The sequence below is a fragment of the Aeromicrobium sp. 50.2.37 genome (genome assembly GCF_024655735.1).
Classification (GTDB): domain Bacteria; phylum Actinomycetota; class Actinomycetes; order Propionibacteriales; family Nocardioidaceae; genus Aeromicrobium.
Map to the genome: position 1 here is coordinate 1 of NZ_JANLGG010000019.1, position 12,140 is coordinate 12,140.

At 71.0% G+C, this 12,140-nt stretch carries 12 protein-coding genes; 6 read left to right on the forward strand and 6 right to left on the reverse strand.

Going from position 1 to position 12,140, the window contains the following annotated elements:
• Positions 1-165 precede the first annotated feature (165 nt).
• From NUV38_RS11300 to rplM, 4 genes are read right to left on the reverse strand one after another with little or no spacing between them, the layout of a single operon-like run.
• Positions 166-1,131 (reverse strand): GNAT family N-acetyltransferase, encoded by a 966-nt coding sequence (locus NUV38_RS11300; protein WP_257729220.1) that lies wholly within the window; start codon positions 1,129-1,131, stop codon positions 166-168.
• A 32-nt stretch (positions 1,132-1,163) separates the two neighbouring features.
• Positions 1,164-2,510, reverse strand: coding sequence for a phosphoglucosamine mutase (glmM, locus tag NUV38_RS11305; protein WP_257729221.1), 1,347 nt, complete (start codon positions 2,508-2,510; stop codon positions 1,164-1,166).
• A 5-nt stretch (positions 2,511-2,515) separates the two neighbouring features.
• The gene (gene rpsI / locus NUV38_RS11310; RefSeq protein WP_257729222.1) at positions 2,516-3,004 is read right to left on the reverse strand and encodes a 30S ribosomal protein S9; all 489 of its coding nucleotides are present in this window, start codon (positions 3,002-3,004) and stop codon (positions 2,516-2,518) included.
• Between the two features lie 26 nt (positions 3,005-3,030).
• Complete coding sequence (gene rplM, locus NUV38_RS11315) at positions 3,031-3,474, reverse strand: 50S ribosomal protein L13 (protein ID WP_257729223.1); 444 nt, start codon at positions 3,472-3,474, stop codon at positions 3,031-3,033.
• A gap of 327 nt (positions 3,475-3,801) precedes the next feature.
• Between rplM and NUV38_RS11320 the strand changes: the two genes are divergently transcribed.
• From NUV38_RS11320 to NUV38_RS11330, 3 genes are all read left to right on the forward strand, one after another.
• Positions 3,802-5,127 carry a citrate synthase gene (locus NUV38_RS11320; RefSeq protein ID WP_257729224.1) on the forward strand — a complete coding sequence of 442 codons (1,326 nt, stop codon included), beginning with the start codon at positions 3,802-3,804 and terminating at the stop codon, positions 5,125-5,127.
• 288 nt (positions 5,128-5,415) lie between these two features.
• Positions 5,416-5,916, forward strand: coding sequence for a TadE family protein (locus tag NUV38_RS11325; RefSeq protein WP_257729225.1), 501 nt, complete (start codon positions 5,416-5,418; stop codon positions 5,914-5,916).
• The gene (locus NUV38_RS11330) at positions 5,913-7,460 is read left to right on the forward strand and encodes a pilus assembly protein TadG-related protein (protein WP_257729226.1); all 1,548 of its coding nucleotides are present in this window, start codon (positions 5,913-5,915) and stop codon (positions 7,458-7,460) included. Before NUV38_RS11325 ends, NUV38_RS11330 begins: the two co-directional genes overlap by 4 nt.
• 4 nt (positions 7,461-7,464) lie before the next feature.
• Here the strand turns inward: NUV38_RS11330 and NUV38_RS11335 are convergent, their stop codons facing one another.
• Positions 7,465-8,769, reverse strand: coding sequence for a metallophosphoesterase family protein (locus NUV38_RS11335; RefSeq protein ID WP_257729227.1), 1,305 nt, complete (start codon positions 8,767-8,769; stop codon positions 7,465-7,467).
• A 29-nt stretch (positions 8,770-8,798) separates the two neighbouring features.
• On the opposite strand from NUV38_RS11335, the gene truA reads away from it, so the two are divergent.
• Positions 8,799-9,611 (forward strand): tRNA pseudouridine(38-40) synthase TruA, encoded by an 813-nt coding sequence (gene truA / locus NUV38_RS11340; protein WP_257729228.1) that lies wholly within the window; start codon positions 8,799-8,801, stop codon positions 9,609-9,611.
• A gap of 34 nt (positions 9,612-9,645) precedes the next feature.
• Here truA and NUV38_RS11345 read toward each other — a convergent pair whose 3' ends face one another.
• Positions 9,646-10,485 (reverse strand): DUF4394 domain-containing protein, encoded by an 840-nt coding sequence (locus tag NUV38_RS11345; RefSeq protein ID WP_257729229.1) that lies wholly within the window; start codon positions 10,483-10,485, stop codon positions 9,646-9,648.
• A gap of 159 nt (positions 10,486-10,644) precedes the next feature.
• On the opposite strand from NUV38_RS11345, the gene NUV38_RS11350 reads away from it, so the two are divergent.
• Complete coding sequence (locus tag NUV38_RS11350; RefSeq protein WP_257729230.1) at positions 10,645-11,490, forward strand: endo alpha-1,4 polygalactosaminidase; 846 nt, start codon at positions 10,645-10,647, stop codon at positions 11,488-11,490.
• 55 nt (positions 11,491-11,545) lie between these two features.
• A complete protein-coding gene (locus NUV38_RS11355) occupies positions 11,546-12,139 on the forward strand; it encodes a class I SAM-dependent methyltransferase (RefSeq protein ID WP_257729231.1) in 594 nt (197 codons plus the stop codon).
• Position 12,140 lies beyond the last annotated feature (1 nt).

Sequence of the window (12,140 nt, forward strand, 5' to 3'; positions counted from 1 at the left end):
CTTTCGGAGACCGACCCGCCTCGCAGCCACAGCGACGCAGCCGCAGGACAAGACCCACCCGCGGAAGCGCAGCCGCAGGAGAAGACCCACCCCGAGCGACGCAGCCGCAGGAGAAGACCCACCCGCGGAAGCGCAGCCACGCGACGACCCGACAGCCATCGAGGATCAGCCGCCCAGCCCCTTCACCAGCTCGGCCGCCCACGCCACCTGCCGGTACCCGATGGCCTCGTTGACGGCGATCATCGGCGTGTTCGAGGCCGCGTTCCAGGTGGTGACCCGCGCGCGACCCTCGAGCAGGTCGGACGCCTCGTCCAGGGCGGCCACCTTCATGGCCAGGCCGAGGCCGTGGCCGCGGTGGGCCGGGAGCACGAGGGTGTCCCACTGGTAGGCGGTCTCGCCGTGGTCGGGCACCACGAGCTGGGTGTGCCCGGCGAGCGTGCCGTCGGGCGCGATCGCCGCGACCGTCTGCCCGACCCGGCCCTGCTCGAGCCACCGTGCCTCTTCGTGGCGCACCCGCGCGGCGTCGAAGTGCTCCGGCCCGATGCCGACGTCACCCGACGGGGCCTCCGCCAGGATGAGCGCGCGGAGCACGGCGTACTGGTCGACCCACTCCTCGGGGCAGTGCCGCCACGCGACCGCGGTGTACCCGTCGCGCCACGGCGCCTGCGGCGGCGCGGCCGGGAGGCGCAGCTCGCGGATCGCGTCGAGCAGGTCGACGCGGTACCCGTGCAGGGCGGCGAACACCGACCCCGCGCCGGCCTCGTCGTGCACCGACCACGACGCCTCGGCGAAGGCGTTGACCCGACCCTCGGCCCGGGCCCGCTCCTCGACGGCGCGCAGCAGTGCGCTGCCGAGCCCGGCACGACGCCGACCGGGGTCGACGAAGACGTGCAGGTACGCGAGCGTGCGGTTGTCCTGCTGGGGGAAGGAGACCCACGCCCCGCCCACCACCGCGTCGTCGACGACGCCGGCGAGCACCACGTGCTCGGCATACGGGTCGCTCGTGAGGTTGGTGCGCTTCTCCGCGAACCCCCAGGGCTCGTCGAAGGGCTCGCCGTGGCTGCGGGCGTAGACCGCGTGGAACGCGGCGTACTGCTCGTCGTCTGCGAGGTCCACCCGACGGATCTGCACGGGCCGACGCTACCGCGCGGCGAGCGGGCCGATCAGACCCCGAGGGTGCGGCGCACGATGTCGGCGAGTCGTTCGGCCACCGACGTGGCCTCGTCGAGCGACGGGGCCTCGACCATGACGCGCACCAGGGGCTCCGTGCCGGAGGGACGCAGCAGGATGCGACCGCGGCCGTCGAGGGCGCCGTTGGCGGCGACCAGCTCGCCCTGGAGCACGGGGTCGGTGTCGACCCGCGACTTGTCGACGTCGGGGACGTTGACCAGCACCTGCGGGAGCCGCTGCATGACCGAGCCGAGGTCGGCCAACGACCGGCCCGTCGCACGCATGCGCGCCGCGAGGTGCAGTGCGGTGAGCACCCCGTCGCCGGTCGTCGCGTGGTCGGCCATGATGACGTGACCTGACTGCTCGCCACCGAGCGTGTACCCACCGGCGCGCATGGCCTCGAGGACGTAGCGGTCGCCCACTGCCGTCTGCAGGACGCGCAGGCCCGCCGCCTCCATGGCCTGCACGAAGCCGAGGTTGCTCATGACGGTGGCGACCACCGTGTCGTCCTCGAGCGTGCCGGCCTGCTGCCGAGCGAGTGCCAGGACGGCGAGGATCTGGTCGCCGTCGACCACACGGCCCTCGACGTCGACCGCGAGGCAGCGGTCGGCATCGCCGTCGAACGCGAAGCCGGCGTCGGCGCCGTGCCGCACGACCGCGGCCTGCAGGTCACCGAGGTGCGTGGACCCGCAGTCCTCGTTGATGTTGAGGCCGTCGGGCTCGTCGTGGATCGTGACGACCTCGGCACCGAGCTCGGCGAACGCGGTGGGGCCCACGTGGAAGGCGGCACCGTTGGCGCAGTCGAGCACGATCTTGAGACCCTCGAGCCGCTCGGGAACGGTGCTCACCAGGTGCTTGACGTAGGAGCTGACGCCCACGTGGCTGTCGCCGACGCGTCCGACGCCGGCCCCGACCGGGCGCTCCCACGGCTCCTGCAGGCGTTGCTCGATAGCGATCTCGATCGCGTCGTCGAGCTTGTGTCCACCGCGCGCCAGGAACTTGATGCCGTTGTCGGGCATCGCGTTGTGGCTCGCGGAGATCATGACGCCCATGTCGGCGTCGAGCTCGGCGGTGAGGAAGGCGGCGCCCGGGGTGGGGACGACGCCGAGCCGATGCACGTCGACACCGGCCGACGCGAGCCCCGCGACGATCGCCGCCTCGAGGAACTCCCCCGAGGCGCGCGGGTCGCGGGCCACGACGGCCGTGGGCCGGCTGTCGGCGAACGCCCCGGCCTCGCCGAGCACATGTGCCGCCGCGACCGACAGGTCGAGCGCGAGCTCGGCGGTCAGGTCGCGGTTGGCGAGGCCTCGTACCCCGTCGGTGCCGAAGATCCGGCCCAACGGAATCAGCGCTTGCTGTACTGAGGAGCCTTACGGGCCTTCTTGAGGCCGGCCTTCTTGCGCTCCTTGATGCGAGCGTCGCGGGTCAGCAGTCCGGCCTTCTTCAGCAGCGGACGGTTGACCTCCTCGTCGATGCCGTTGAGGGCACGGGCCACGCCGAGGCGCAGTGCGCCGGCCTGGCCGGTCATGCCGCCACCGGTGACGCGGGCCACGACGTCGAAGCTGCCCTCGAGGCCGGTGGCCGCCAGGGCCTCCTTGGCGATCTGCTGGTGCAGCTTGTTCGGGAGGAACTCCTCGAGCGGCTTGCCGTTGACGGTCCACTGACCGGAGCCGGGGACGATGCGCACACGGGCGACCGCCTCCTTGCGGCGGCCGGTGGCCGCGCCGGGGGCCACGACGGACTTGCTCGTCGCGATCTCCGCGGACGGCGAGGTCTCGGAGGTGTAGACGCCGTCGGTGGTGGTGGGGACGTCGGTCTCGGTGGTGTCAGCCACGGTGCTCGTCTCTTCTGCTCGGGTGCTCACTGGGAGATCTGCTTGATCTCGTACGGCTGGGGCTGCTGCGCGGCGTGCGGGTGCTCCGGGCCGGCGTAGACCTTCAGCTTCTTGATGATCTTGTCGCCGAGGCGGTTCTTCGGCAGCATGCCGCGCACGGACTTCTCGATGGCCTTGCGGGCGTCCTTCTCGAGCAGGTCGCCGTACGCGATCTGCTTGAGCCCACCCGGGTAGCCGCTGTGGCGGTAGACAGGCTTGTCGGTGCGCTTGTTGCCGGTCAGCGCCACCTTGTCGGCGTTGATGATGACGACGAAGTCACCACCGTCGACGTGCGGGGCGAAGGTCGCCTTGTGCTTGCCGCGCAGCAGGTGCGCGGCCGACACGGCAAGACGGCCCAGGACGACGTCCTGAGCATCGATGACGTGCCACTGATGGCTGATGTCAGCAGGCTTGGGGCTGTACGTAGGCACGGCGTGACCTTCTCGTTGTGGTTCTGGGTGGCACTAGCTGGATCTGGGTCGTTGTCGCTGCACATCCGGACCGCGGGCGGACCACACGTTCTCCGGTGGCCGTCGAGTCCGGGGGCACAGGCCGCCTGGCCTTCGGCGCAGGACCGCCGGGAGGCGATCGCGCATGCAGGGCACAACGACGTCCAAGAGTAACCGGCGTGGCCTCACGCGGTCAAAACGGGTGGGCGTGGCCGGACGTCGGGGCGTCCCCGCGCTCGCTCCTCGAGACCCAGCCGTGCGTGTCTCGGGGGGCCGCACTAGGTTGGAGATGAGTCCGGGGCCACATCAATGACCCGTTCAGCACGTCACAGGAGACCCATCGTGACCGACCAGACCCTGACCGTCCGCGACAACCGGACGGGCGACGAGTACGAGCTCGAGATCACCGACGGCACCGTCCGCGCATCCGACCTCGGCAAGATCGGCAAGACCGAGGACGACCCCGGCATCGCCGTGTACGACCCCGGGTTCACCAACACCGCGTCGACCCGCAGCGCCGTCACCTTCATCGACGGCGAGAAGGGCATCCTCGAGTACCGCGGGTACCCGATCGAGCAGCTCGCGGAGTCCTCCACGTTCCTGGAGGTCGCGTACCTGCTCATCCACGGCGAGCTGCCCACGAAGGAGCAGCACGACCAGTGGGTGCACGACATCACGTTCCACACGTTCGTGCACGAGAACCTCAAGAGCCTCATGCAGGGCTTCCGCTACGACGCGCACCCCATGGGCATGCTGCTGTCGAGCGTCGGCGCCCTCTCGACGTTCTACCCCGAGGCGCGGGCCATCCACGACCCCGACGTCCGACGCGAGCAGATCGTGCGCATGATCGCCAAGATGCCGACGCTCGGCGCCTGGTCGTTCCGCCACGCGCAGGGCAAGCCGTACGTCTACCCCGACAACGAGCTCTCCTACACGGAGAACTTCCTGTCGATGCTGTTCAAGATGAGCGAGCCGAAGTACGACCCGGACCCGCGCCTGGCCAAGGCCCTCGACGTGCTGCTGATCCTGCACGCCGACCACGAGCAGAACTGCTCGACCAACGCGGTGCGCTCGGTCGGCTCGAGCCAGGTCGACCCCTACTCGGCGGTCTCGGCCGGCATCGCAGCGCTCTACGGACCCCTGCACGGCGGCGCCAACGAGGCCGTGCTGCGCATGCTCAAGCGGATCGGGACGAAGGACAAGATCCCGGAGTTCATCGAGGGCGTGAAGAACGGCGACGAGAAGCTCATGGGCTTCGGTCACCGCGTCTACAAGAACTACGACCCGCGCGCCAAGATCATCAAGAAGGCGTGCGACGACGTCTTCGAGGTCACGGGCGTCAACCCGCTGCTCGAGATCGCCCAGGAGCTGGAGAAGATCGCGCTGGAGGACGACTACTTCGTCTCCCGCAAGCTCTACCCCAACGTCGACTTCTACTCCGGGCTCATCTACGAGGCGCTGCAGTTCCCGCCGGAGATGTTCACGGTGCTGTTCGCGATCGGCCGCACGCCGGGCTGGCTGGCCCAGTGGCTGGAGCTGGTCGACGACAAGGAGCAGAAGATCGCGCGCCCGAAGCAGATCTACACCGGTGACCGGACCCTCGAGTTCGTGCCCGCGGAGCAGCGCTGGGCCTGACGCCTCACGCACGCGAGTGAACCCCCGCCTCGGCGGGGGTTTTCTCGTCTCCGCCCGGCGGGGGTTCCGGGCCACGGGCGGAGAGCCAGCCCGGCGGGGGTTCCGGGCCACGGGCGGAGAGCCAGCCCAGCCCCCTGTTCCCTGATTCCAGGGACAGGGGGCCTTTCGTCACGCTAGATTCCAGGACGAAAGCCTCGACCGGACGGGAGTTCCGGGACGGGGAGGGAGCTTTCACGTCGGTCCTGCGCAGGGCGGTGCCGACAGGTCACGGGTCGAGGGAGCATCGTGATGGTCGGACCACGACGGACGCGCACGGACGACGGAAGATCGCCCCGGCGCCGCGACGACGGTGCTGCTGCGGTCGAGTTCGCCCTCGTGCTGCCGATCTTCGTCGCGCTGCTGTTCGGCGTCATCAGCTACGGCTGGATGCTGAGCTACCGCCAGGGCATCAGCCAGGCCGCGGCCGAGGGCGCCCGTGCCATGGCCGTCTCGGTCTCCCCCACGGGGTCGTCGGTGCCGGCCGATCGGGCCCGCGCGGCGATCAACCGCTCGCTCTCCTCCTACGGCGTCACCTGCACCTCGGCGGGCACGCTGACCCACGACGGCACCACGGTCGGCACGTGCGGCGTCTCCACCACGGCGTGCGCGACCGGCTCGACCACGCAGTGCGCTCGGATCGCGATCAGCCACGACTACCGCGCCCACCCCCTGATCCCGTCCTTCCCCGGGCTCGGCATCACCCTTCCGTCCACGATCGGCTACACCACGACCAGCGAGGTGAGCTCGTGAGGCGGCGACGCCACGACGAGGGGGGCGCCATCCTGCCCCTGACCGCGCTCATCATGGTGGTCGTGGTCGGCTTCACCGCCTTCGCGACCGACCTCGGTGTCCAGCGAGTCGCCGCGCGCGACATGCAGGCGATCGCCGACGTGGTCGCCCTCGACGCCGCACGCAAGCTGCCGACCTGCACCACGTCCACGCTCCAGGCCGCGGCGGACGCGAGCCTGGCCCGCCAGGGCCGCCGGGTCGGCACGACGTCGCCGCTGGTCGTGACCCCGGGCCACCTCAGCTCCACCGGCACCTTCGTCGCCGGCTCGGGCACCAACGGTTGCGACGCGGTGCGGATCACCGCCGCCACGACCGTGGACTACGCCTTCGCCCCCGTGATCGGGAACGACTCGGGGTCGGCCAGCCGGTCAGCGGTCGGAGCTCGCTCCGACGCAGCCGTCTGCTTCTCCGCCGGCACGAAGGCTGTCGTGCTCAACAGCAGCAACGGCGCGCTCGGTTCCCTGCTCGACCGCGTCATCAAGGTCAACGGGCTCGACGTCCTGGGCTACGCCGGCATCGTGAGCCTCAAGAACGTGCAGGTCCCACTCGTGGACCTCGCGGCGGCGCTCGGTGTCGGCACGCCGCAGGAGCTGACCACGCTCGACGTCACCCTGCAGGACTTCCTGCTGGCCTCGGCGTCCGTGGTGCGCAACCAGGGCGACCTGGTCCGTGCGACCCTCCTGGAGAGCATCGCGGGCCGGGCGACGGGCCTGCGGGTCGACGTCGGAAAGATCCTCGCCGTCGACTCCACCGGTCGCGCGGCCCTGACGGCGAGCGTCAATGCGCTGGACCTGGTCGGTGGCTCCATCGTGGCGGCCAACGGCACCAACGCGCTGCGGGTCGACCAGCTCGGCATCACGCTCCCGCTGGGGCTGTCGAGCTCGACCATCGACCTGGTGATCACCGAACCGCCGCAGATCGCGTGCGGGAAGGTCGGGGTGAAGGCGAAGTCGGCGCAGGTCAGGCTCGACCTCGACACCGGGGTCAACGCGCTCGGACTCACCTCCGCCGCGATCCGCATGAGTGTGCGGGTGGCGTCGGGGGAGGCCGAGCTGACGCAGATCTCGTGCTCCAACCCGCAGCGGACCCGCGTGAAGGGGACCGTCGGACTCGCGACCGTGGGCGGCTACCGCGACGCGGGCGACGCCGAGCTCGCGGTGAAGGCCTTGGGACTCAGCCTCGTGAAGGTGGGCCTGTCCATCGAGCCCTACTCCCGGCACCCCACCGTCGAACGGGACTTCAACTACCCGCCCGCACCGGACCACACCGAGATCTACGGCGGGATGTCTCGACTCATCCTGCGCGCCGACGTCAGCGGTCTGGGCGGTCTCCTCAACCCGCTGAACATCTTGATCAACCCGGTCCTCAACATCGTCAACGCCCTGACCGGCACCGTGGACGCGATCCTCCAGCCCGTCCTCCGGCTCCTCGGCATGGAGGTCAACAGGATGGACGTGATGATGCTCAGCAAGCCCTCGTGCAACGCCGTCCGCCTGGCCGGCTGAGCGCTCAGCGTCGGGTGACGGACTTGTCGCCGTCGGCGTCCTTGGTGATCGTCACGTCGTCGAGGGCCGCGCCGTAGGCGATCGACGGCGTCGCGCCGGAGCCCTTGGAGGCGACGATCGAGCGGAACCGCAGCGTGTCCTGGCCGACGTCGACCACCTGGTAGGTGCTGATCCTCTCGGCCCACCGCGCGCGGGTGGCTCCCCGACGGTCCCAGTCGGCGCGCGAGATCTCGTAGAACTTGGGGCCGGACACCGAGGTCGCGAACACCGTGCTGTCGGGGTCCCCCCGGTAGCCGCTGCTGAAGACGTGGTCGTGACCGCTGAGCACGAGGTCGACGTCGTGCTTCTCGATGACGGGCAGGACCGTCGAGAAGACGGCGCTGTTGGTGCGGTCCGCCCGCGACGCGAAGGGACCCGCGTGCAGCAGCACGACGCTCCACCGGTTCGGGTTGTCCTGCAGCTGCGCGTCCAGGAAGCGGGCCTGGGCCGCCAGGTCGGAGCCGAAGGAGTCGAGCACCACGAACCGGACGCCCTGCTGGTCGAAGCGGTACCAGGTGGGCCGCTGGCCGCGTACGCCGTTGGAAGGCGACGAGAAGTAGGTGCGGAAGCCCTGCGCGTCGCCCGAGCGGCAGTCCCGCACGAGGATGCACTGCTCGTGGTTGCCGATGGAGGCCACCACGTTGCGGGTCGTCCGCACCGGGGCGAGTGCGGCCATGAGGTCCACCCACTCCTGGTGGACCCATGGGTGGTTCACCACGTCGCCGGCGTGCAGGACCAGGTTGGCCGAGGGGAAGCGCTTCACCGCGGCCCTGACGATGGCGGCGGGTCGGTCGGCGTTGGCCACCTGGGTGTCGCCGAGGGTGAGGAACGTCCAGGGCTCCAGCTCGGCCGTCGGAGTCGTGAAGTGGTGGTCGCCCGTGCTCCCGCCGTCGCTGAGGACCCGGTAGCGGTAGCGCGTGCCGGGCTTCAGCCCGGTCAGCGTCGCGGTGTAGGCCGGGCGGGCCGAACCGCTGTCGCGCACGCTCGTCGCGGCCTTGCGCCGGGCCGCCGCGCGCACCTGGGTGCCGCCACCGACCGGCTGCGCGACGACGCGCTGGTTGCCCCACGCCTTCACCGAGCGCCACGTGACGACCTGCGAGGCCGAGGTCGCCGCCGGGGTCAGCACGACGGCCGTCGGCGGGGTCCCGGTGCCGGCAGCCGGTGCGGCGTCGGCCTCGACGACCTGCTCGGGACGGTCCTCCACCGGCACGGCGGAGCAACCGCCCACCAGCAGGGCGCTGGTCGCCAGCAGCACCGGTCCCGTCCTCACCGGTCCACCGTAGGCACTACGGTGGCCGCGTGCGACTGCGACTCGATCTCTCCTACGACGGCGCAGGGTTCCGGGGCTGGGCCACCCAGCCCGGCCTGCGCACCGTGCAGGAGACCGTCGAGACGGCGATCGAAACCGTCCTGAGGCTCGAGGACCGGCCCTCGCTGACGTGCGCGGGCCGCACCGATGCCGGGGTGCACGCCCGCGGCCAGGTGGCCCACGTGGACCTCGACGACACCGTGCAGCCCGAGCAGCTGGCCCGTCGGCTTCGTCGGATCCTGCCCGACGACGTCGTCGTGCACGCGGTCACCGCCGCGCCGGACGGGTTCGACGCGCGGTTCGCCGCGGTGGAGCGCCGCTACGCCTATCGACTCCAGGACCAGCCCGCACGGCTCGACCCGCTGGTCCGGGCGCACGTGGTCGCGTGGCCGAAGCCGCTCGACGTCGAGGCGATGAACGCCGCCGGCGTGCTGCTGACCGGGGAGCACGACTTCGCCGCGTTCTGCCGCCGCCGCGAGGGCGCCACGACGATCCGGACCCTGCTCGAGCTGACGACGAACCGCTCCCCCACCGACGGGCTCCTCGTCACCACCGTGCGCGCCGACGCGTTCTGCCACTCCATGGTGCGCGCCCTCATGGGTGCGCTCGTGGCCGTCGGCGAGGGTCGGCACGATCCGTCCTGGGCGCGCGACGTGCTGCGGACCGGCGAGCGCGATCCCCGCGTGAAGGTGATGCCCGCCCACGGGCTGGTGCTCGAGGAGGTCGTGTACCCCGACGACGCCGGCCTGGTTGCCCGAACCGCGCAGGCGCGTCGCCGACGCGACGAACCCCCCACTCCGTGAGAGCGAGGGGTCCGTCGACTGGTGAAGGAGCAAATCAGCGGTTCTCGACCGCGAGGTCGGAGGCGCCGAAGTTCAGGCCGCCGATGCGGGTGGCCTTGCCCGTGGAGAGGTCGATCTCGTACAGGCTGGGAGTCCCGTCGACCTTCAGCGCGGCGTATCCGGTGTTCGAGACCGTACGGCCACCGGCCGTGCGGCTGAGGATATCGAAGCCGGACGCGTCGTTGTCGATCGCCAGGCCGAGCTTGCCGATCGGCACAAGCACCCCGTCATTCGGCGGGACCTGCAGGACAAGCTGATCCTGCGCGTTCTCGATGTCGAACAGCTGGGTGGAGGTGTCGGCCGAGTCGTCGTTGTTGGTGTAGGCAGCACCGGTGACCACGAAGTCGTTGCCCGACAGCGCCAAATCCTTATCGGCGACCGTGGCCTGGGTGGACATGGGGTGGCGCAGGTTCTGGCCGGTGTTCGAGACGATGCGCAGCGCGTCCGCGGCCGGGTTGAAGTCGACGCCGAAGGACTCGCCCTCGAGCTCGATCTTGAGGTCGCCGACCTTCGTGGCCTTGGCCGTGAAGCGGTTGAGGGCGTAGAGACCGCCACCGTCCCCCAGACCGTAGATGAGCTTGTTGGCGGGACGCTGGTCGATGCCGACGATCTTGGAGTCGCCCTCCTGCAGGCCGGAGATGACACCGACGGTCGCCTGGCGGGTGGGGCTGGTGAGCGGGATGACACGCAGGGTGTTGCCCGCACCGTTCAGCACGAAGGCGCGGTCCCCGGCCTGCGGCGCGGCTTGCGCACCGCCCGACATCGCGGCGAGAGCGCCGGTCGCCAGAGCGGCTGCGGCGGCGAGGGAGAGCGAGGTCTTGATGGACGTGCGCATGGATCCTCCAGAATCGTCACCGACACGGTGCCGGCGTATTACGTGTCGTTCGTCACGCTCATCCGGAAGGATGGGTCACCTCCCGGACTTTCGCGACCAGGTCTGCTGACGTCGTCCCGGAGCCATCCGTCCGCGGGCTGCTGGGACTACCGTGGATGGGTGCTCCGCCTCCTGCTTTCCCGCCGTCCCGGTGACATCGTCCGGCTCGTGGTGTGCCTGCTCGTCCTCGGAGCGTGCTCGGCCCACGGGGCTCGGACCCCGACGTCGCCCGCTCCCTCCGCGAGACCGCCGTCGCTGCTGTCCGGCGCGGTCGTGGACTACCAGCTCGGTGGCGCCTACCGCCCGGCGTCCGACGTCACGGTGGTCGTGCGCGACCGCACCGAGAAGCCCGATCCCAGCCGGTACTCGGTCTGCTACGTCAACGCCTTCCAGACGCAGCCCGGACAGCTCGGCTGGTGGAAGAAGCACCACCCGACGTTGCTGCTGAAGCGCCAGGGCGCCCTCGTGCGCGACCCGGGCTGGCCCGACGAGGTGCTGCTGGACCAGCGCACCGCCGCGAAGCGCGCCGCCATCGTCACGATCGTCTCCGGCTGGTTCCGCGGGTGCGCGAAGGCCGGGTACGACGCGATCGAGGCCGACAACCTCGACGCCTGGACCCGCTCGCGCTCGCTGCTCACCCGGGCACAGACGACGGCGACGGCGAAGGGGCTCGTGCGCGCCGCCCACGCGACGGGGCTGGCGATCGCGCAGAAGAACACGCCCGAGATCGACGGCCGCGCCCTCGGCTTCGACTTCGCGGTGGCCGAGGAGTGCGAGGTGTACCGCGAGTGCGGCGACTACACGCGGCTGTACGGGCGCGGCGTGGTCGAGATCGAGTACACCGACAACGGTCGTGCGGCCTACGCGCGGGCCTGCCGCCAGCGAGCCGGCGACCACCCCATCACGCTCCGTGACCGCGACGTCGTGCCTCGCGGCACGCGCGGCCACGTGTTCCAGCACTGCTGACGCCGACGCCCGGCCACCGACCGAGCCGCCCGACGTCTGCTGCGAGGATGAGGGCGTGACCGGGCACTACTTCGACGACCGACCCTCCGGGGCCGACGACCGCCGGACCGTGCGCTTCGACGCCTGGCAGCACACGCTCACGTGCACCACGAGTGGCGGCGTCTTCTCCGCCGACCACCTCGACCACGCCACGCAGATCCTGCTCGACTCGGCTGGTCCGCCGAGCGGCACGGTGCTCGACCTCGGGTGCGGGTGGGGGCCGATCAGCTGTGCGGTCGCTGCCGCGTCACCCTCCGCGACCGTCTGGGCGGTCGACGTGAACGAGCGCGCCCGCGAGCTCACCCGCCTGAACGCCGCGGCGACCGGCGCGGCCGACCGCGTGCACGTGGCCGCCCCCGACGAGGTCCCCGCCGACCTGCGGTTCGACGCCCTGTGGTCGAACCCGCCGATCCGCATCGGCAAGCAGGCCCTGCACGACCTGCTCCTGCACTGGCTGGCACGGCTCAGCGACGACGGTCACGCCCGCCTGGTGGTCGGCAAGAACCTCGGCGCCGACAGTCTCCAGCGCTGGCTCACCGACCAGGGGTGGCCCACCGAGCGCACGGCCAGCAGCAAGGGCTTCCGCGTGCTGACCGTGCGCCGGGGCTGAG